We start from the raw sequence: 19595 nt of genomic DNA on the forward strand, positions 1-19595 counted from the left end.
CCGCCCTGTCGCCCATGCGTGGGAAAGCATCCATAGCCATTGATTCGAACGCGAATTATATACACTGAATAATTCAGAAACGTATTGAAATACGCGGCCGAATCCGGCCTATTTGTGCGTTTCGTCAAGGTTTTCGCCGGCAGGAAGAGACCATCCATGCGCCGGATCGGACTACATCCCCCTAATTCAAATGCACCATTGCGCATTCAAGGAGTAGTGCTTCCGGATACTAGCGAGCCGGATGAGGTCCGCATATATATCGCAGCACGGGCGCAATCATCACCGTCGTCATGTCGTCTTGCTAAGAACACCGACGCCCGTTCCGAGGAGACAATCGATGGCACGATGCCCTTTTGCGACCTGGCGGCCCATTTCCGGATCATCCGGACCGCATCTTGGCGGCCCCTTCAAGATCGTCCACCACACCACCGAAGGCAGCAGCGCCCAGGGCGCCTTGGACGCGTTCCGCAGGAACCGCTCGGACCCGCACTTCACGGTCGACGCCAGCACGATCTTCCAGCATGTCGACACCGCGGAAGGCGCGCGGGCGCTGCGCAACAACGCCGGCGGCCCGCAGACCAACCGCGATTCCGCCGTGCAGATCGAACTGGTCGGATTCGCGCATCTTCCCAAGGACAGCCGCGCGCTCACCAACCTGGCGCGCCTGTGCCGGTGGATCGAGCAGGAACATGGCGTCCCCCGCGCATGGCCTTCCGGCCGGCCTTTGCCCGCCAAGAACGGCAGGGACCCCGGCGGCCACAATCGCGACGCCGCCGCCTGGGATTCGAAGAGCGGGCACTTCGGCCATTGCCATGTGCCGGAGAACACGCACTGGGATCCAGCCTACTCCGCGGCGGAAGCGGACTTTATCCTGGCCGCGACCTTCTCCGAGGACGGCGCGCTGCTGTCGCCGCAGCCGCCGCTCAGGCCGGCCGCCCGGCGCGCTGCCAAGAGCGCGGCGTCCGCGTCCACCATGCCCGATCATGGCGTGAATGCGGTGGGCATCCACGCCTACCTCGGCGAACTGCCGGTGCAGACGCTGGAACCGCCCGGGCTGCCGGTAGCAAAGCGGCGCGCGCCGGCCAGGCGCACCGGCGCCGTCTCGCGCGCGGGGCGGGCTTCAAAGGCCGGGAAACCGGCGACGGCTCCGCAGGCCAGCATCAACGCCGGCAGCCTGCTGTCCTTCGCGGCGGGCCTCGATGAACAGGAAAAGGCCGATGTGCTCTATTCCCTGCAGCTTGCGCAACGCGCCGCCAGCGCCGCCCATGACCGCTTCACCAAAACTCAGGCCTGGTACCAATCCTATGTGGAGGTGCTGGAGAACCTGGGATGGACCAGCGGGCAGATGACGTTCACCCATTACGCGCAGGACGAAAGCGAGTTCCGTATGGATCAGGTGGCCGTCGATATGCTGCTTTCCGTGGCCAGGCGCGACCAGCTCGCCGTCATGCAACAGGCGGTCGCGGCGCTGGGCAAGCTGGCCGATGACGACGCCACCGTGCAGCTCTTCGACTTTCACGCCTCGTCCCAGGCGGGCGGCAACTTCCAGCTCGGCGCCGTGCACCGCGAACGCGATGGCGGGCTGTCGATGGCCCTGGGGGCCTACTACTTCCGTTCGGTCGACAGCCGCAAGCGGTTCCTGTTTTCCCGCTGGGGCGCGCGCCAGGTGAATTTCTGGGCGTGCGCGCAGCGGCTGACCCTGAATTCCGCGCTGTACGAACAGATCCGCAACGACGTCCAGGCCAAGCTGGCGGCGGATGCGCCGCGGTACATCGCCGGCCTGAAGCTCGCGTCGTAGGGGCCCCGGACACGCATGGGAGACCGACATGGCAAGCAGCAAAGCAGCGGTGCGCGGGTCCAGAAAATCCACGCCAGGACGAAAGCCGGCGGCGAAACCAAAGCCGAAGCCGAAGGCGGCGGCGAAAACGGCGGCCGCGTCCGCTGAAAAAAAAGCGGAGAACGCGCGCCCAGGCGCCCGCAAGCGCAAGGCGCCCCAACGGCCGCCGGCCGAACCTGCCTTTCTCCGATCCGCCAAGCCCGATGCCTTTGACGCGCGCGACATCCTGTTTCGGCCCAACATCTCCGTCACGCCGAAAACCGAGATGATCCCCGTCATGGGACTGACGGTGAAGCACCAGGAAGAGACGTCCGCCTGCACGGGCTTCGCGCTGTCCACCGTGGTCGAGTACCTGCTGCGCAAATCGGAGCGCGATTCGCGCCCGGCGATATCGCCCTTCATGCTGTATTCCATGGCGCGGCGCTACGACGAATTCCCGGGATCCGTCGACGACAGCGGCTCCAGCCTGCGCGGCGCCCTGAAAGGCTGGTTCAGGCACGGCGCCTGCGCCCAGGGGTTGTTTCCCACGATCACGATGCCCCCCGCCGCCAAGAGAACAGAAGACGACTGGTGGCTGGACGCCGTCAAGCGCCCGCTGGGCGCGTATTACCGCATCGACACGCGCAGCATCGTCGAAATGCACGCGGCGCTCAACGAGGTCGGCATTCTCTACGCCAGCGCGGGATGCCACGACGGCTGGGACGCCGGCCATGGCGTCACGTCCCCGAGGGCGGCCGCCACGCCCGCCGCCCAGCCGTTCTGGGTCATTCCTGCCGGCGACCCGGACTCGGCCATCCAGGGCCATGCCTTCGTCATCGTGGGATATACCCAGGACGGCTTCCTGATTCAGAACTCGTGGGGCGAGGAATGGGGCACCAGCGGCATGGCCGTGCTGACCTACGACGACTGGATGCGCAACGCCATGGACTGCTGGGTCGTCCAGCTGGGCGTCGTCACGCACGAGCACGAGAGGATTTCCAACAGCATCAGCCTGCGCACCGACGGAAAGAAGGTCACCTTGGCGGCGGGCAAGGTGCTGCGCGACAGAGAGATATCGCCCTTCATCGTCAACGTCGGCAACAACGGGCAGCTCAGCAATAGCGGCGCATTCCGGACAACGCCGGACGATTTGCGCGCCATCGTCGACGTGCACATGAGCGCCGCCCGCGAACAATGGGCGCTCAAGGACAAGCCGATGGACGTCTGCGTCTACGCGCATGGCGGCCTGGTGGGCGAAGACGATGCCGCCGAAGCGGCCGCCGAATGGATACCTTTGCTCTACGAGAACCAGATCTTCCCGGTTTTCCTGATGTGGGAAACCGACTTCATCACCACGGTGAAGAACATCATCCGGGACGCGGCGAGCGGCGTCCCCCGGACCACCGGCGGCATCGGCGAACGCTTGGAGCGCTGGTGGAACCAGCGCCTGGAACGCTGGCTGGCCCGTCCCGGAACGGTAATCTGGGGCGAGATGAAGCAGAACGCGCAATCGATGAGCGAGCCGGCGCCCAAGGGGTTGGCGCAGGATAAGGCCGCCATGATCATGCTCTACGAGCACTTCAAGTCGCACGTCGCCCGCGGCCGCGTGCGGCTGCATATTGTCGGCCATTCCGCCGGCGCCATCGTCGCCAGCCACTTCGTGCATCGGCTTGCGGCCGACGGCGGCGAACTGGAGTCGCTCAGCCTGATGGCGCCGGCGGTGACGGTCAAGACATTCTCCGATCTGGTCGTCCCGCATCTGAAGACCCGGGTCAAGCGCTATCAGCAATTTCATCTTTCCGACCGCGCGGAAGAAGACGACCCCACCTGCGGGCCGTATCGCCGGTCGCTGCTCTATCTGGTCAGCGAGTCATTCGAAGGCGGCACCACCACACCGCTGCTGGGCATGGAGCGGTACTTCCGCAACGCCGGCATCCCTTGCGACGCCGTGCACGTCTCGCCCGCGGGCAGCCATTCCGCGGCGTCCCGGGTCCAGCCCATCGCATCAAGCACGCACGGCGGGTTCGACAACGACAAGGGCACGCAGCAGCAGGTCATTGCGTTCATCAAGCGCTAGCAATCCACAGGAGGGCTTTGACATGTTAGAGACCCAACCAGAACCAGGCCAGGAAACGCTGGAACTCGTGCGCAGGGCGGCCGGCCGGACTGACGGCGGGCAGGGCGCTGGGCACGCCGCCGACGTGCTGCGCGTGATGTCGCAGGTCGGCGTGCCGTGCATCATGCTGGACGAACTCGGCGATATCCGGGCCGTCAGCAATGCCCTGCCGCCGGGCCAGGAGACATTGGCGGGCCGCAGCGCCGTCCAGGCCTACGGCTTGCGCGAGCCCCTGCAAATGGGCTGCGGCCCGGCGGACGGCATCTATCGGGGCGCCGACGGCGCCCTCGTGCCGGTCCAACTGGTGCCCTTGTGCACGTTGGACAGCGGCGAGCTGGTCGTGCTGGTCAACGACGGCACACCCTTCCGGCGCGCCGAAGCGAACCGCTTCGAGCACACGCCGTACGCCGTGTTCCGGCTGGACCTGCAAGGCATCATCCGGTTTGCCAACCGCGAAGGCGCGCGAGCCCTGGCCCTTCCTGCCGCCGAAGCTTGCGGCACGCCCCTGGCCGCGCATTTCCGCAGCGGCGACGGTCCGCCTGTCCTGAACGCGATAAAAAATTGCACGCAGAATCGAGACGCCGGCGCAAGGGTGTCGGTGACCGTCGCCGTCCCCGCCGACGCGGACCGGCAGTACGAGCTGGTGCTGACGCCGGACCCCGCCCCCAACGGAGAGCTGCTGGGCGTGCTCGCCGTCATCCAGTCCCGCTTGCTGGAGTCCGCGCGCGAAGAGATCCGCCGCATCGCGCTGGACCCGGCCATCGCCGGCTGGGAGGACAAGCTGGACCGCATCCTGGAACAGATCCAGCTCCTGGTGCCCTTCGAACACGCGGTGTTCGGCATCTACGGCAATGATGTCTCGCTGTTCCGCGCCATCGCGGTGCGGCCGGAAGGCGAGGCGCTGTGGCCAGCGCGCTGGATGGACCTGCCGCCATCGATCCGAGAATATCTGGACAGCGGCAAGACCTGGGTGGATGAGATCGACGCCTTCGTCGAACTGAGGATGCCCGGGCTCCACAACGAAGTGGTGGACTGCTACCGGAACATGGGCATTCAAGCCTCCGTGACGCTGCCCGTCCCCCGCCCCGGCGGATACAGCTCGGCGCTGAGCCTGTGCACGCGCAAGCCCAACGCATACGGACAGGAGGATCTCGATATCCTGCGCGCGCTGGACCTTGAGCCCGTCCTGATGCGCTTCGAAAAAGAGCGCGACGACGAGCGTGCCGCATTCGCCGACGCGCTTGCGCGCATCGTGGCCACGGCCACCTCGCTGCGGCTGGCCGGCGACGAAGTCATCGCCAGGGTGGCGCCGCATTTCTTGTGGGACCACGTGGCGATGTTCCGCGTAAACCGCCTGGAAGGGCGTTTCGAAGTCGTAGCCCAGCACAGCCTGGATCAGGCCTATGCCATTCCAGCCGACTACCGGCAGCCTATCGACCGCGGCATGCTGGGCGCCACGCTGGCGGAGGATCGCCTGCTGGCGGTCGACGACATCGGCAACCCTGACCACGCGCAGCATGATTACACCGGCCCCAGCCGCAAGCTGCGCTCCGCGATGACGGTGCCCATCCACCTGAACGGCCGGGTACGCTGGCTATTGGACGTGGAGTCCTCCGTGTCGCATGCCTTCAAGGGCCCCGATACGGAAGACCTCCTGCAGATCATCACGTACCTGGAAGAGGGCCTGGGCCTGCGCCTGATGAAGGAGACCAAGCAAAGCCTCATGGCCGAGACCGAACAGGCGGTCGTGTTCGTGGGACGCGAGGGCTCGATCATTGAAATGAACCGCGTGGCCGCCGACATGCTCGGCACGGACCCCGGGCGTTGCTCCGAAGGCGACGCCCCGGTGTCGATCACCGCGTTCGCGCTGGAGGGCGACGCCGCGGCGCGCGCATTGCTCAACGCCGCCTCCCCGCCCCGGCGGGAACGCATCGAGCTGCGCGGCGTAGGCGGAAAGCCCCGCTCCGTGCTGGCCACCCGGACGGACCTGGACCCCAGCCTGGACATGTCGATCTGGTTCTTCACCGACATCGCGGACATGCAATGGACACGCGACATGCGCTTCCTGCGCGAAACCGTGGCGGAGGTGGCCGACCAGACCCGCACCTCGCTGGCGCTGGCGTGCAGCCTGACCTCGCAGACGGCGTCTCTGCATGAAGAAGCGGCGCAAGGGCAGCAACCGGAGATCGTCGCCAAGGCCCATGAACTCAGCGAGCGCATCGTCGCGGAAATCGGCAAGGCGGACATTACGTTCGAACGGCTGGCGAGCGCCAGCGAGACCCGCCGGCAGACGTTGGGCTCGCATGCCCCGATTGCGCTGCGCGAACTCCTGACGGGCGTGGTCGCTGCGCTACCGGCGCGCGACCAGAGCCGCATTCAGCCGCTGGGCGATGCCCGGGTGGATCGCGGACCGGTGGTGCAAGGCGATCCCGACGCGCTGTCCGCGGCCTTCCGATCCATTCTGGCCTACCTGCTGCGATGCCGCACCGATGACGCCAGCGTTGAAATCGATATCAGCGACGGCGGGGAGGGATGCTCGGTGCGCCTGGGCCTGAGCGCCGACCAGGCGTGGGATACCAGCGGCCGAGCGTATACCGTGCCCGACGACGCGCTGGTGAACGCCGAGCGGGCGGCGCACGATGGCGCGGGCCTGGCGATCGACCAGATCGTCCAGACGATGCGGGATCACGGCGGCGCATTGGCCACGGATCCTCCGCTGCCGGACGCCGCGGCGCGGCCATCGCAAGCCTATGAATCGGTGCTGCCGCCTTGGCGCTCGTTCACGATGCGCTTTCCCAGCCATTTCGAATGAAGGAGGCCGTCATGGAACAGCCTGCCTTGGAGCGCAATTGGATTCTGCTGGTCAGCCCCCACGATGTAGACAAGGAGTACTGGAGAGATCGCATACAGCTGTTGCCCAGATACGCGCAGAAAGACCCGAGGATCACGCCTTTCGTCGGCGCCCGCTTGCGCCAGCAGCCCACACTGGAAAAGGCGCGGCGAGAGGTTGAGCTTCGCACGGATTCCTTGCCGGCGCTGGTCATTGTCGATGCGGGGCTTACGTCCAAAACGGGACCTTCCGAACCCGGCACGGCCACGGCGGACTTCCTGAACTGGCTGGAGCGGATCGCGCCTGTTCCCGTGTTCGTCGTGACGGAGAATCCGCCCGAACCGGTGCTGCGCTGCGTCCTGGAACGGCCCGAGCGGCTCTTGTGGAGCAAAAGAATAGGAGAGTCCCAGTACGGAGGCGAGGGCCTTGCGATCGCGCTGGGCAGCGTGGCGACGGACAAGCTCACGCGCCATCGGCGACTGATCATCGAAGTCGCCCCGCACACGGTTACCTACCACCTGCATTTCGGGCAGCACCTCTTCTCATCGTCGGAAGTGCCTTATAAAAGTCCTAGCAGGATCGACTCGCTAGTCGACGAAATAGCGAAATTCAAGCCGTACGAAAGAAACAGGCGGGTGGAAAACTGGCTGGACGCCCTCAGCCGCATGGGAATCGACGCGTTCGACAACATGGTGACGAACTCCCTGGGCGAGGCCATCTCCACGCTGATCCAGCGCGCCCGCGACCACGGAATCCTCGCGCCTGACGGCGGCTTGACCTCCATGGACCTCAGGTTCCAGTTCAATCTGACAGACCAGCTCGGCGCGGCCTACTTCAGCCTGCCTTTTGAGCTGAGCTGCAACGCCGAATACCGCCTCGCCAGTCGCTTCTACTTGTGCCAGACGGTGCCAATGGCCAGACGCCTGCACCTCGGACCCACCAACTTCGCCCGCCGCTTTGAGCAGCCCGCGTCCGGCGACGAACGGCCGTCGAAGCTGCTCTTTATCGACGCGAACTTCAGGGGGAGCATTTCATTTCAGTCGGAAATCGGAGGAGACGACCACCCAAGCGTGTCGCTCGACAGACTGCAAGCCGTCGGCATGGAACTCGACGACCTGCGCACCCTGGAGGCGCAGCTGGACGGCCGCCTCGTCATAGAGGAAGCCCCTGCTCTGACTGGCTACCGGCTGCTCGACAAGCTGGAGGAAATGGTGACTCGTGGCGGATACGACATCGTTCATTTTTGCGGCCATTCCGCTTCGATGGGCGAGAGCACGATACTGGTATTGCCGGGCGAACGAGAGGGAATAGGCCTCGAACTGTCAATTCGCCTCGTTGGAAGCTGGATGAAAAGAGGGAACTGCAAACTGCTGGTCCTATCGTCCTGCAGCGGCGCGACGGCGCGCACCGCGCTGGAAGTCATGCGAGGAGGCGCGGCCGGCGTCCTTGCGTTCCGTTGGCCTGTCGAAGACAAGTACTGCGCCCGATTCATGAAGCGGTTTTACGCCGCGTACTTCGATGCCTCGAACACGCAGGGACTCCCGGAAGCCTACCGGAGCGCCTGCTCTGGCGCCCACGACGAGAACTACGGCGTGCCGACCTGGGCCTCCGCGATGGCGGTGGTCCGCGACTGAAATCCACGACAAGGAACCGACATCATGAGCATTTTTGGCATGCTGCGCAGGATCGGAGACTCGGGAACCATGGCGGACGGCGTCGGCGCCTTGATGCCTACCGTTCCCGCAGGACGCAACTATTACGCGGAGATCGATCCCTCGGAAACCGGCGGGGAAACCGCCGAGGCCGGGCTGAACGGAGAACCCTTTGTGCCCGGGCAATGCTACTTCAGCGTTCGCCTGGTCGAGATGCGGCTGACCGACGCCGGCAACTATATTGCCGCCTTTCTGCCCATGTGCGCATTCTTCCTGCGCTACAGCCAGGGCGGATCGCAGCGTGAAATCCCCTACGTCGTCGGCTACGACATGATCCAGCAGGCAATGGGCGCGACGGCCCCGAGTTCCGGCGCGAGCAAGGTGACTTTTCGCGACGTCTATATCGCGCGCAACGTCCCCTTCAACAGTGACGGCCTGGAAATGTTCGCCGCATTGTGCCGGTTCAGCGACAGCGGCCTCACCCGCAGCATCCTCGATTTCGTGGCGACGACTGTCACGATGTTCGGCGGTCCGGTGGGCGGCGCCATCGTCAAGACTGGAGAAAGCCTGCTCAAGCCCTTGAGCAAGCTGTTCGGCACGGACGGCGTCAGCGTTCGCTTCGGCATTTTCGATGGCAAAGCGCTGCGCCGCAGCGGCTACCGTGTGCTTGCGGGGGCTGATTCGCAGGACAGCTTGCAGGGATTGCAGCTCGTCGATGGCGTGCTGCATCGGTCCGGGGGAAATGGCGCGTCCGCGCCGGTGAACGACGTGGACTATTTGGTGCTGGCGTTCGAGCAGCGCCCCACGCTGGGAGACGATATGTTCCTCGCCGCCACGGCGCTGCCGTTTCATCAAAAATGGACGGAGGTGACCACGGCGCTGGCGGGCAGAAACAGCCTGGCGGCCAACGCCGCTTTCCAGTCGCTGGCGGTCGACGTGGCAGGCTCGCCGCTGCTGATCGAGAAAGACCGCTTTGCACTGCTGACTGCCTACACGAACGAAAGGGAAAAGTGGATCAGCAGGATGAGCCTCTTGAGATCCGCTACCCAACCCGATGTCATGGCCGCCCTGGCGGACAGGGGCCGGGCCGCAAGCGAGGCCCGGAGCCCCGCAGCCGCGCCGCTCGAGGCGGCAAGGCTTCTGCTCGTAAAATCAGCAACGGCCTACGGCGGGGACGCGCCCGTCGCCGGCATTTCCGCCGATGCGTCATTGGCGAAGACGTTCTCCTCGCTCGTGAACTCGCTGGGGAACGGCGAAAACGGCAGGGGCACGGCGAGCACGTCCGGCGTGGAACCTGCCCCCGCAGCCTTATCCGAGGCCTCTCGTGAACTCCTGTCCGTCGTCCTGAACGACAGGCCCTGACGAACCGGGCGCCTGGGGGCCTACCTCAACTCCAGCGTCGCCCCAATCACGCGCAGCGTAGGCATCAGCTGCCGCCAGGCATCCTTCGGCACGCAGGCCGGCCGCTTGAGCTCGGCCGCCCCCGGGTCGGCCAGCAGGTTTCCCTTGCAGGCGAACACGATGCTGTTGGTCATGTCGTCGTCGACCACTTCGAACATGGCCGGCCCGAACGACTCGCGCACGCGGTCCAGGTACTCATGGTGATCCGGGTGGTTCACGTGGAAATTGATCACCAGGATGCCGTCCTCGCGCAAGGCGCGATGGCAGCCGGCGTAGAACTCCGCCGAGCACAGCGCATCGGGTATGCCGCCCACGCCGAAGCCGTCCAGAAGGATCACGTCGGCGTGATCCGACAGGCCGCGCAGGTGGTCGGCGGCATCCGCCTGGATCACGCGGAACCGGCCGTCGTCCCGGGGCACCATGAAGGCCTCGCGCAGCGCAATGACGGCCGGGTCTATCTCGACCACCGAGATCTCGGCGCCCGCCAGATAGCGGTAGCAGAACTTGGGCAGCGAACCGCCCCCCAGCCCCACCATCAGGATATGCGCGGGTTCCGGCTTGAACAGCACAAAGCCCATCATCATCCGCGTGTACTCGATCTCCAGCGCGTCCGGATTGAGCGTGGACATGCTGCTCTGTATTTCCTGCTGCGTGAAATGCAGGGTGCGCCGGGTGCCGGCGTTCTGGATGAAAGGCCTGTGGATGCCCGCCGAGTCCTCGGAAAACGGAGGCTCGGCGGGAACGATGACATCGGACATGGGCAAAGGCGGATAGCGGGAAGATGCGCAGAAGATACCATCTCCCCGGCAGCGCGCCTCGGGCGGGGCCCTAGACCAGCAGCACCGGGCAGGGAGAATGCGCGAGTATCCGTCCGCTTACCGAGCCTCGGATCGCGTTCAGCAGCGGGCTGTGATGGTGCGAGCCGATCACGATCGCCGCGGCGCTGGCCTGTTTCGCATAGTCGACGATCTTCTCCGGCGTAAAGCCGACGAGCTCGTGGCATTCGAACCCCACATTGCCCGTGCGCAGGATGTCCACCACCGACTTCATCGCCTTGCCGCTTTCTTCGTGATGCCACGCATCGATGTCCGCCTTGCCGATGAAGGACTGGACATCCCCGCTCACCTCGGGCTCGCAATGCACCACGTGCACAACGAAATCGCGGCTCAACAAGGGGGTCTCGACCAGGTAGCGCGCGGCGGCGTCGCTGTACTTCGACCCATCGGTGGCAAGAATGATCGTGTTCATGGCAGACCTCCGGTTTGTGACTTCTTGACCTCCGGACGCGCGGCGTTTTCCGCCGTCCGTCTGGGCAGGACCCAGCTGGCTCCGACCGACGCCAGCAAGATCAGGCCCACCGCCCCAAGCGACCAGTGCACCGGCACGTGTACCCATGGCGCGGCCAGCATCTTGCCGCCGATGACCACGAGCACGGTGGCAAGGCCATACTTGAGATAGTGAAACCGCGCCACCATGTCGGCCAGCAGGAAATACAGCGCCCGCAAGCCCATGATGGCGAAGATGTTGGAAGTGAAGACGATAAACGGATCGGTGGTGACCGCGAAGATGGCGGGGATGCTGTCCACCGCGAAGACGACGTCGGTCACCTCGATCACCAGCAGCACGACGAACATGGGCGTGGCGTACCGCAATCCGTCGATGTAGACGAAGAACGCCTGGCCGTGATAGTTCTTGGTGATACGCATGGTGGACCGCAGGAAGCGGACCACCGGATTGCGGGCGATATCCGGCTGCCGGCCCGCCGTGAGCAGCATCTTGATGCCGGTAAACACCAGGAACACGCCAAACACGTAGAACAGCCACACGAATTTCGACAGCAGCCACACGCCGGCAAGAATCATGCTGACGCGCATCACGATGGCCCCGAGCACGCCGTACAGCAGCACGCGGCGCTGCAATTCCAGCGGCACCGCGAAGTACCCGAAGATGAGCGAGAACACGAACATGTTGTCCACGGACAGGGACAGTTCGATCAGGTAGCCGGTGAAAAACTCCAGCACCTTCTGATGCGCCACCGCGCGGCCCAGGGTGGCGTCCAGGAACCACCACATCAGGATGCCGAACAGCGTAGCCAGCGTCATCCACGCCAACACCCAGCACAGCGCCTCGCGCGAAGACACGCGGTGCGCGCGGCGGCCGCCAAGCGCATACAGGTCCACCGCCAGCACTGCCAGCACGAACCCCACGAATCCCACCCACATCGGCAGCGTGGCAAAGGTCTCGACCTGGTTCATCAGGCGTCTCCCGCCATCGCGCCAAGCCCGCTACGCGATGGCCAGTGATGCACGAAAAGTCACGACGCCAGTCTAGAGCACCTTAATTCTTCGAACAATTCGCATATGATGAACTGATAGACAGATTTTTTGGATTGATCAGCCATGGTCACTCTCAACTACAAGCATCTGCGCTATTTCTGGATGGTCGCCAAGGCTGGCAGCATTGCCCGCGCGGCGCAGCAATTGCAGCGCACGCCGCAATCCATCAGCGGCCAACTGCAGGAGCTCGAATCCATGCTGGGCACAGAGCTCTTCCGGCGAGCCGGCCGCGGCCTGGAACTAACGGACGTTGGCCGCCAGGCGCTGCTGTATGCGGACCGCATCTTCACCCTGGGCGACGAACTGCTCGACGACCTGCGCGATCGCCCCGCCCGGCGGGCGATGGAGTTCAAGGTGGGGGTCGCCGAGGGCATGCCCAAGGCCATGGTGTACAGGATGATAGAGCCCGCGCTGGAACTGAAGGAGGACGTGCGCCTCATCTGCCGGGAGGGCCGGCTGCCCTTCCTGCTGGCGGACCTGGCCGTGCACCGGTTCGACATGGTGATCGCCGACCGCCCCATGCCGAACAACCTGAATGTCCGGGGGTTCAGCCATCTGCTAGGCGAAAGCGGACTGACGTTTTTTGGATCGGCAGCCCTGCTTGAGCGTCTGCCCAAACGCTTTCCCGGCCTGCTCGACCAGGCGCCGTTCCTGCTTCCCGGGGAAGACGCCGCCGTGCGGCCGCGGCTGCTGCAATGGTTCGACGAACACAACATCCGCCCCCGCATCGTCGGCGAGTTCGACGACAGCGCGCTGATGAACTCGTTCGGCCAGACCGGCGCGGGCCTGTTCGTGGCGCCCACGGCCACCGCCGCCTATCTTTGCAAGCAATACCGCGTGCGCGCCATCGGCAGCACCGAGGCGGTCAAGGAACAGTTCTACGCCATCACCACCGAACAGCGCCTGCAGCATCCGGCCGTGGTGGCGCTCAGCAAGGCGGCCCAGGAAGACATCTTCAGTCCGGCGGGGCGCAAGGCGCGCCGCTGAGAAATGCCTCCCGGGAGACCGCCGGCAACCTCGTTGACAACAGCCCTACAGGAACGATTTGCCGTGCTTCAACACCTGGTCGCAGGCCTTGCGGGTGATTTCTTCCTTCAGCCCGCCGCCGCTCAGGTCGACCGACTTGCCGTCGCTGCCGTTGAGCATGCCTTGCACGCCCGCCAGGTAGCCCGAGTCGGATTTCGCCTTGGCCGATCCGCCGGACACCTTGCCCATCAGTTTGTCTTTCATCGCCTGCGCGTCGCCGCCGCTCAGGTAGTTGTTCTTCATGCAGAATTCCAGCACGCCGGCCGCGTTGCCGGCCGTGGCGGGACTCAGCGACGACAAGGAGCCGCCTCCCAGGCCGGGCAGGGCGTTGCCGGCCGCGCCGCCCTGATTCCCGCCGCCCATCTGGCCCTTCACGGCATCCAGCAATTGCGCGTGCGCAACCACCGAAACGCACTGCGCGGCGACGAGGGCGGCCGCGCTGATGACATGGCGGGCACGGATATTCATGGCTTGCTCCTGATGCGGTTTTGACTGGAGCCATCGTAGCGGCGGGCGCCGGGGCCAATGCGACAAATCGTGTGGGTCGGCCTGCGCCTGCCGGGGGAGCCGTAGCAATTGAATTCGTAACGTCACGTCTTTGATACGTGGGGAATGTTGATTTCCAGCGATGCCGGATCGATCCGGCATCAGCGCTTGCGCTTCGCATCGAAGCGCGGGGCTTGCGCAAGGCAATGCGCTCCAAACGGGGCCGGAGCCGCGCGGCCTACGCTACTATTCCGGTCAGCCTTCACGGCTGCCCGCCGCCGGCCATGGCGGCAGGCGTCGTATCCACAAGCTTCGTGCGCCACCCATTTTGTGAGAACCAGCGATGTCGTCCGTCGAGACCCAAGATGTCCTCATCCCTGCCGAAGGCGGCCGCCTTTTCGCGCGGCGCTGGACGCCCGGCGCACCCGATGCGAATGCCGTGCCCATCGTGCTGCTCCATGACTCCCTGGGCTGCGTCGAACTGTGGCGCGACTTTCCGCAACAGCTTGCCGGCGCCACCGGACGCACCGTCATCGCCTATGACCGCCTGGGCTTTGGCCGTTCGGACCCGCACGCAGGCAGCTTGGGCATGGATTTCGTGGATCGCGAGGCGCATGAGGGCTTTCTCGCCGTGCGCCAGGCGCTGGGCGTGGACCGGTTTGCGGCCTTCGGCCACAGCGTGGGGGGAGGCATGGCGATTGCCTGCGCCGCGGCCCATGGCGATTCCTGCCGCGCCCTGGTCACCGAGTCGGCGCAGGTGTTTGCCGAGGATCGCACGCTGGAAGGCATCAGGCAGGCCCGGGTATCGTTCGCGCAGCCGGGGCAGCTCGATCGCCTGAAGAAATACCACGGCGAGAAGGCGGCCTGGGTGCTCAGCGCGTGGATCGATACCTGGCTGTCGCCCCACTTCGCCGACTGGACGCTGGACGCGCAGCTGCGCGGCGTGCGCTGCCCGGCGCTGGCCTTGCACGGCGACAGCGACGAATATGGATCGACCCGGCACGCCGAGCGCATTGAAGCGCTTGCGGGAGCGCAGCGAGTGATTTTCGCGGATTGCGGCCATGTGCCGCATCGCGAGCTGCCCCAAGCGGTGCTTGAGACCATCTCGGGCTGGCTCGCGCGCCCCGTGTAAGCCCCGGCGCTACAGCCGCGCGGCCCGCAGCACCGCATCGGCAAAGGCCTTGGGCGCTTCCTGCGGCAGGTTGTGCCCGATGCCGCCGCCGACGTCCACATGCTGGTACTTGCCCACGAACTGGCCGGCGTAGGCGGCTGCGGGCGGGTGCGGCGCGCCATTGGCGTCGCCTTCCATCGTGATCGTCGGGACGCGGATCTTGGGCGAGGCCGCGAGGCGCTGCTCAAGCTCGTCGTACTGCGCCTCGCCGCGAGCCAGTCCCAGGCGCCAGCGGTAGTTGTGCACCACGACCGCGACATGGTCGGGGTTATCGAAGGCGCGCGCCGATCGCTGGTACGTGGCGTCGTCGAACTTCCATTGCGGCGACGCGAGCTGCCAGATCAGCTTGTTGAAGCCGGCGACGTTGGCCGCATAGCCGGCCGCGCCGCGCTCCGTGGCGAAGTAGAACTGATACCACCACTGCAGTTCCGCCTGGGGCGGCAGGGGCTTGCGGTTGGCCTCCTGGCTGCCTATCAGGTAGCCGCTGACGGACACCAGCGCCTCGCAGCGCTCGGGCCACAAGGCCGCCATGATGCAGGCGGTGCGCGCGCCCCAGTCAAAGCCGGCGACGACCGCCTTGCCGATCTTCAGCGCATCCATCAGCGCGATGATGTCCACGGCCACGACGGCCTGCTCGCCGTTGCGCGGCGTGTCCGGCGACAGGAACCGGGTCGAGCCGTACCCGCGCAGGTAGGGCGCGACGACCCGGTAGCCTGCGGCGGTCAGCCGCGGGATGACGTCGATGAAGCTGTAGATGTCATAGGGCCAGCCGTGCAGCAGGATCGCGACCGGGCCTCCGGCGGGGCCGGCGTCCACATAGCCGACGTCGAGCGTCCCGGCCTTGATCTGCCGGATGCTGCCAAAGAGCGGCGCTCCGCCCGCGGCGGCCGGCGTCGCGGACTGGGCCAGCGCATTGCCGCCCAGCGCAAGGCCGAGCAGGCTGGCGCCCGCAAGGGAGGAAGTCGTGCCCAGCAGGCGGCGCCGCTGGACGTTTACGGGATCCGACATGATGATGCTCCGAAGAAGTCGTGTTCAAGGGGGAGGACTGCTGAACGGGACTGTGTCGGAAACCGCGGCGCGTTGGGTGTGCGCATGTACGGGCCGCAAGGCCAGATACACAAGGACATAAAAAAACTGAAAAAAACCCCGATAAATGGCTAGAGGCGGCGGAAGGCCGCTTTTACTATCATCCCTAGCCGGCAACCCGCCGGCCCGGAGCCTATCCTCATGAGCACTCAATCAGGTCTGCCGAAACCCGTTTCGCGCCTCAACACGCTTATGGACGCGCGCCGCCTGCTGCCCTGGACGGTAGTGGTGCTTGTGGCGGTCGGGCTCGCGTTGTACGGGCCCATCGCCCAGCTTGAGCACTACCATGACTTTGCCGATCACCGCGCCTGGCTGGGCATTCCCAACGCGGGCGATGTCCTGTCCAACCTCGGATTCGCGGTGGTGGGCTGGTATGGCTTGTCGCTCGTGCTGCATAGCCGCTACAACAAGGCGCTGGACGTCATCCGGCCCGGCTACGCCCTGTTTTTCTTCGCCCTGGTGCTTACGGCATTTGGCTCGGGCTGGTATCACCTGCTGCCGGACAACGCCCGCCTGATCTGGGACCGCCTGCCCATCGCGCTCGCGTGCGCGGGCATCCTGTCGGCCGTCTGGCGCGACACCCTGGGAGACGGCCGCTGGGTCGACTGGCTTTGGGCCGCCGTCGCGGTCGTCAGCGTGATCTGGTGGTGGTACACGGACAACCACATGACGGGCGACCTGCGCCCCTACCTGTATGTGCAGTTCATGCCGCTGTTGCTCATCCCGCTGCTTCAATGGCAGAACAAGACGCCCGCCAGAGAGCGCCTGTACTTCGCTGCGGCGATCGGGTTCTATGTGCTGGCCAAGGCCTCGGAGCTGCTGGACCACCAGATTTTCCAGAACATCGCGTATCTCAGCGGCCATACGATCAAGCACCTGTTTTCCGTGGTGGCGGGCCTGATGGTCACGCTCAACTATGCGCACAGGAAGAGGGAAGCGGGCAACTGATCTGAAGCACCCGCCCAATTTGTCGGACCCGTCTCATAGACAGGTTCAGTGTCTTTTGCCCACTATCTGTTTTCCCGATAGTTGGCAGGAGACCGCAGATGGGCTTACGCAATCCTTCCCCCGCCCTGTACAACGAGGATCTTGCCCCCACCAAGGAGCGCACCTGGGGGGCATTCAGCATCTTCAACGTCTGGACCTCGGACGTGCACAGCCTCTGGGGCTACTACCTTGCCGCCAGCCTGTTCCTGCTGTGCGGCAGCTTCACCAACTTCCTGATCGCCATCGGGCTCGGTTCGCTGGCGATCTTCTTTCTGATGAACCTCATCGGCTACGCCGGCGAAAAGACGGGCGTGCCGTTTCCGGTGCTGGCGCGCGCGTCCTTTGGCGTCTGGGGCGCCAATCTGGCGGCGCTGGTCCGGGCCGTCGTGGCCTGCTTCTGGTATGGCGCGCAAACGGCGGCGGCCTCAGGCGCGATGGTCGCGCTGCTGATCCGCAGCGACAGCCTGATGGCGCTGCACAAAGGCACGCACCTCTTCGGCCACTCGGGGCTGGAGGTCATCTGCTACGTGGTCATCTGGGCGCTGCAGCTGCTCATCATCCAGAAGGGCATGGAGACCGTGCGCAGGTTCCAGGACTGGGCCGGTCCCGCCGTGTGGATCGCGATGCTGATCCTGGCTGTCGGCCTGTGCGTCAAGGCAGGCGGCTTTTCCTTCGACCATGGCATTCCGATGAATGTGCTGCTCGAAAAAACCAAGGACGCCGGCGTCAGCGGCGAACCGGGTTCGTTCTGGGCCCTGACCGCGGTCGCTGCAACCTGGATCACCTATTTCGCCGCGCTGTACCTCAACTTCTGCGATTTCTCGCGCTATGCCAGGAACAAGGACGCCGTGAAGAAAGGCAACCTCTGGGGCCTGCCGGTCAACCTGATCGCCTTCTCGCTGGTCGCGGGCATCACCACCATCGCCGCCTTCAAGGTGTATGGCGAAGTGCTGCTGCACCCGGAACAGATCTCCGCCAAGTTCGACAGCTGGGTGCTCGGCCTCATTGCCGCGCTGACGTTTGCCGTCGCCACGCTGGGCATCAACGTAGTGGCGAACTTCGTCTCGGCGGCGTTCGACATCTCAAACGTGTTCCCCAGGCAGATCAGCTTCAAGAAGGGCGGCTACATCGCCGCAGTGATTGCCCTGGCGCTCTATCCGTTCGCCCCGTGGGAAGGCAACGCCGCCAACTTCGTCAATGCCATCGGCGCCACCATGGGGCCGATGCTGGGGATCATCCTGGTCGACTACTACCTGGTGGCCAAGGGCAACATCAATGTGGCCGCGCTCTACCAGGAGCACGGCGAGTACCGCTACGAAGGCGGCTGGAATGCCAACGCGCTGGTTGCCGCGGCGGCCGGCAGCCTGTTCTCGACATTCCTGCCCAACTTCACCCGCCTGCTGCCCGCCTGGTGGAACACGTACGGCTGGTTCTTCGGCGTAGGCATCGGCGGCAGCGTTTACCTGATCATGGCGACGCTGCGCCCGCGCGCGGCCATCGCGCCGGCGCGCATGTAGCAGCGCGCGCCGTCAGACGTAGCAAGGCCCTTCTATCAGCGGATGAGCAGCGATGAAATCCTCGTCTATCCGCAGACCGATTCCCACGCCATCCAGCGGCTGCACGCAGCCGTCCGCATCAAGGGCATAGGGCAGCCGGTCGGCCATCTGATCCCTGAACGGATTCAGCACCGTCACGTCGGCCTCGAAATAGCCGGGGTTGTCGACGGCGCACAGGTAGTGAATGCTCGTCGCCATGTTGATGGCGGTGGCCGAAGTATGCGGATTGACGCTCAGCTTCAGCGCGGCCGCCATGCCCGCAATCCGCATGGCCTCCGTCACGCCGCCCGTCTTGGACAGATCGGGCTGTATGAACGTGACGTTGCCCGCCTGCAGCAACGGCCCGAACTCGTAGCGCGTGTAATGGTTCTCGCCCGCCGCCAGCGGCACCCGGCCCAGCCGCGCCGCCCGCGCGTAAGCGTCGTGATCGTGCGCGGGAAACGGCTCTTCCAGCCAGCCCACGCCCAGCGCCTCGAAGGCCGGCATCACCCGGCGCACGTCGTCCAGGCTGTAGCCCGTATTGGCGTCCACCAGAATATCGACGTCATCGCCCAGCGCCTTGCGCACCGCCTGCACCCGCGCCACGTCGCGGCGCGGCCCGTCGCCCACGCGCAGCTTTACGGCCCGGTAGCCCTGCTCGACCAGCCCGCGCGCCTCGTCGGCCAGCTCTTCCGGCGGCTGCCAGCCCAGCGCTATCCCGCCGGCATACGCCTTGATGGGTTTGCTGGAGCCGCCCAGCAGGCGGTACAGCGGCCACTGCGTCGCCTGCGAGCGGATGTCCCACAGCGCCAGATCCAGGCCGCTCAACGCCAGCGCCGCCGCCGCGCCCATGCCATGGCTGGCGAATTGCATCTTCAGCACGCGGGCCGTCACGCCGACATTGTCCAGCGCATCCATGCCCACCACCAGTTCGCGCAATGTGGTGTCGATCAGCCGCGCGACGGCGCCCGGACAGCGGCCGTGATGCGCCTCGCCCCAGCCCGAGATGCCTTCGTCGGTCGTTACGCGCACCAGCACCGCGTCCCGCTTGACGCTGCGGCCGATGCCCAGGCGCACGGACCGATTCTCCGGAACGGGAAACGAGATGGGGACGGCCTTGATATCTACTATTTTCATGACGGCTCCAGGAACA

At 65.4% G+C, this 19595-nt stretch carries 15 protein-coding genes; 9 read left to right on the plus strand and 6 right to left on the minus strand.

All coding sequences use genetic code 11. The features are described from left to right. Positions 1 to 337 precede the first annotated feature (337 nt). The 5 genes from ACFWP0_RS11985 (at position 338) to ACFWP0_RS12005 (ending at position 9776) form a co-directional block, all read left to right on the plus strand. The gene (locus ACFWP0_RS11985) at positions 338 to 1798 is read left to right on the plus strand and encodes an N-acetylmuramoyl-L-alanine amidase (RefSeq protein WP_377842235.1); all 1461 of its coding nucleotides are present in this window, start codon (positions 338 to 340) and stop codon (positions 1796 to 1798) included. Between the two features lie 304 nt (positions 1799 to 2102). Further along, positions 2103 to 3893 carry a hypothetical protein gene (locus tag ACFWP0_RS11990; protein WP_377842237.1) on the plus strand — a complete coding sequence of 597 codons (1791 nt, stop codon included), beginning with the start codon at positions 2103 to 2105 and terminating at the stop codon, positions 3891 to 3893. A gap of 22 nt (positions 3894 to 3915) precedes the next feature. After that, positions 3916 to 6744: a PAS domain-containing protein gene (locus ACFWP0_RS11995; protein WP_377842238.1), complete on the plus strand. Its 2829-nt coding sequence runs from the start codon at positions 3916 to 3918 to the stop codon at positions 6742 to 6744. A gap of 11 nt (positions 6745 to 6755) precedes the next feature. Beyond that, positions 6756 to 8396, plus strand: a complete 1641-nt coding sequence (locus tag ACFWP0_RS12000) for a CHAT domain-containing protein (protein WP_377842240.1) — start codon at positions 6756 to 6758, stop codon at positions 8394 to 8396. A 24-nt stretch (positions 8397 to 8420) separates the two neighbouring features. Next, positions 8421 to 9776 carry a hypothetical protein gene (locus ACFWP0_RS12005; protein WP_377842241.1) on the plus strand — a complete coding sequence of 452 codons (1356 nt, stop codon included), beginning with the start codon at positions 8421 to 8423 and terminating at the stop codon, positions 9774 to 9776. Positions 9777 to 9796: 20 nt separating this feature from the next. Here ACFWP0_RS12005 and ACFWP0_RS12010 read toward each other — a convergent pair whose 3' ends face one another. The 3 genes from ACFWP0_RS12010 to ACFWP0_RS12020 all read right to left on the minus strand — a co-directional run bounded on the left by ACFWP0_RS12010 (position 9797) and on the right by ACFWP0_RS12020 (position 12070). Continuing rightward, positions 9797 to 10573 carry a fused MFS/spermidine synthase gene (locus ACFWP0_RS12010; RefSeq protein WP_377842243.1) on the minus strand — a complete coding sequence of 259 codons (777 nt, stop codon included), beginning with the start codon at positions 10571 to 10573 and terminating at the stop codon, positions 9797 to 9799. 70 nt (positions 10574 to 10643) lie between these two features. Further along, positions 10644 to 11063, minus strand: coding sequence for a universal stress protein (locus tag ACFWP0_RS12015; RefSeq protein WP_377842244.1), 420 nt, complete (start codon positions 11061 to 11063; stop codon positions 10644 to 10646). Next, a complete protein-coding gene (locus ACFWP0_RS12020) occupies positions 11060 to 12070 on the minus strand; it encodes a TerC family protein (protein WP_377842245.1) in 1011 nt (336 codons plus the stop codon). Before ACFWP0_RS12020 ends, ACFWP0_RS12015 begins: the two co-directional genes overlap by 4 nt. A 144-nt stretch (positions 12071 to 12214) precedes the next feature. Between ACFWP0_RS12020 and nhaR the strand changes: the two genes are divergently transcribed. Next, on the plus strand, positions 12215 to 13138 hold the full coding sequence (gene nhaR / locus ACFWP0_RS12025) for a transcriptional activator NhaR (RefSeq protein WP_377842247.1): 924 nt from the start codon (positions 12215 to 12217) through the stop codon (positions 13136 to 13138). 45 nt (positions 13139 to 13183) lie between these two features. On the opposite strand, the gene ACFWP0_RS12030 is transcribed toward nhaR, so the two are convergent. Beyond that, positions 13184 to 13645, minus strand: coding sequence for a DUF2501 domain-containing protein (locus tag ACFWP0_RS12030; RefSeq protein ID WP_377842248.1), 462 nt, complete (start codon positions 13643 to 13645; stop codon positions 13184 to 13186). Between the two features lie 361 nt (positions 13646 to 14006). On the opposite strand from ACFWP0_RS12030, the gene ACFWP0_RS12035 reads away from it, so the two are divergent. Continuing rightward, the gene (locus tag ACFWP0_RS12035; RefSeq protein ID WP_377842250.1) at positions 14007 to 14795 is read left to right on the plus strand and encodes an alpha/beta fold hydrolase; all 789 of its coding nucleotides are present in this window, start codon (positions 14007 to 14009) and stop codon (positions 14793 to 14795) included. Positions 14796 to 14804: 9 nt separating this feature from the next. On the opposite strand, the gene ACFWP0_RS12040 is transcribed toward ACFWP0_RS12035, so the two are convergent. Continuing rightward, positions 14805 to 15842, minus strand: a complete 1038-nt coding sequence (locus ACFWP0_RS12040; RefSeq protein WP_377842251.1) for an alpha/beta fold hydrolase — start codon at positions 15840 to 15842, stop codon at positions 14805 to 14807. Between the two features lie 219 nt (positions 15843 to 16061). Between ACFWP0_RS12040 and ACFWP0_RS12045 the strand changes: the two genes are divergently transcribed. Next, positions 16062 to 16868: a hypothetical protein gene (locus tag ACFWP0_RS12045; protein ID WP_377842252.1), complete on the plus strand. Its 807-nt coding sequence runs from the start codon at positions 16062 to 16064 to the stop codon at positions 16866 to 16868. 98 nt (positions 16869 to 16966) lie between these two features. Then, entirely contained in the window at positions 16967 to 18424 is a 1458-nt protein-coding gene (locus ACFWP0_RS12050; RefSeq protein ID WP_377842254.1) for an NCS1 family nucleobase:cation symporter-1, read from the plus strand. 12 nt (positions 18425 to 18436) lie between these two features. Here ACFWP0_RS12050 and ACFWP0_RS12055 read toward each other — a convergent pair whose 3' ends face one another. Further along, positions 18437 to 19579: a mandelate racemase/muconate lactonizing enzyme family protein gene (locus ACFWP0_RS12055; RefSeq protein ID WP_377842255.1), complete on the minus strand. Its 1143-nt coding sequence runs from the start codon at positions 19577 to 19579 to the stop codon at positions 18437 to 18439. Between the last annotated feature and the right edge of the window lie 16 nt (positions 19580 to 19595).

It is taken from the genome of Achromobacter sp. NPDC058515 (assembly GCF_042721735.1).
Classification (GTDB): Bacteria; Pseudomonadota; Gammaproteobacteria; order Burkholderiales; family Burkholderiaceae_B; genus Achromobacter.

What these genes read in the sequence shown, in the direction of transcription:
- ACFWP0_RS11985 (WP_377842235.1), top strand. Translation starts at nt 338, where the DNA reads ATGGCACGATGCCCTTTTGCGACCTGGCGGCCCATTTCCGGATCATCC.
- ACFWP0_RS11990 (WP_377842237.1), top strand. Translation starts at nt 2,103, where the DNA reads ATGATCCCCGTCATGGGACTGACGGTGAAGCACCAGGAAGAGACGTCC.
- ACFWP0_RS11995 (WP_377842238.1), top strand. Translation starts at nt 3,916, where the DNA reads ATGTTAGAGACCCAACCAGAACCAGGCCAGGAAACGCTGGAACTCGTG.
- ACFWP0_RS12000 (WP_377842240.1), top strand. Translation starts at nt 6,756, where the DNA reads ATGGAACAGCCTGCCTTGGAGCGCAATTGGATTCTGCTGGTCAGCCCC.
- ACFWP0_RS12005 (WP_377842241.1), top strand. Translation starts at nt 8,421, where the DNA reads ATGAGCATTTTTGGCATGCTGCGCAGGATCGGAGACTCGGGAACCATG.
- ACFWP0_RS12010 (WP_377842243.1), bottom strand. Translation starts at nt 10,573, where the DNA reads ATGTCCGATGTCATCGTTCCCGCCGAGCCTCCGTTTTCCGAGGACTCG.
- ACFWP0_RS12015 (WP_377842244.1), bottom strand. Translation starts at nt 11,063, where the DNA reads ATGAACACGATCATTCTTGCCACCGATGGGTCGAAGTACAGCGACGCC.
- ACFWP0_RS12020 (WP_377842245.1), bottom strand. Translation starts at nt 12,070, where the DNA reads ATGAACCAGGTCGAGACCTTTGCCACGCTGCCGATGTGGGTGGGATTC.
- nhaR (WP_377842247.1), top strand. Translation starts at nt 12,215, where the DNA reads ATGGTCACTCTCAACTACAAGCATCTGCGCTATTTCTGGATGGTCGCC.
- ACFWP0_RS12030 (WP_377842248.1), bottom strand. Translation starts at nt 13,645, where the DNA reads ATGAATATCCGTGCCCGCCATGTCATCAGCGCGGCCGCCCTCGTCGCC.
- ACFWP0_RS12035 (WP_377842250.1), top strand. Translation starts at nt 14,007, where the DNA reads ATGTCGTCCGTCGAGACCCAAGATGTCCTCATCCCTGCCGAAGGCGGC.
- ACFWP0_RS12040 (WP_377842251.1), bottom strand. Translation starts at nt 15,842, where the DNA reads ATGTCGGATCCCGTAAACGTCCAGCGGCGCCGCCTGCTGGGCACGACT.
- ACFWP0_RS12045 (WP_377842252.1), top strand. Translation starts at nt 16,062, where the DNA reads ATGAGCACTCAATCAGGTCTGCCGAAACCCGTTTCGCGCCTCAACACG.
- ACFWP0_RS12050 (WP_377842254.1), top strand. Translation starts at nt 16,967, where the DNA reads ATGGGCTTACGCAATCCTTCCCCCGCCCTGTACAACGAGGATCTTGCC.
- ACFWP0_RS12055 (WP_377842255.1), bottom strand. Translation starts at nt 19,579, where the DNA reads ATGAAAATAGTAGATATCAAGGCCGTCCCCATCTCGTTTCCCGTTCCG.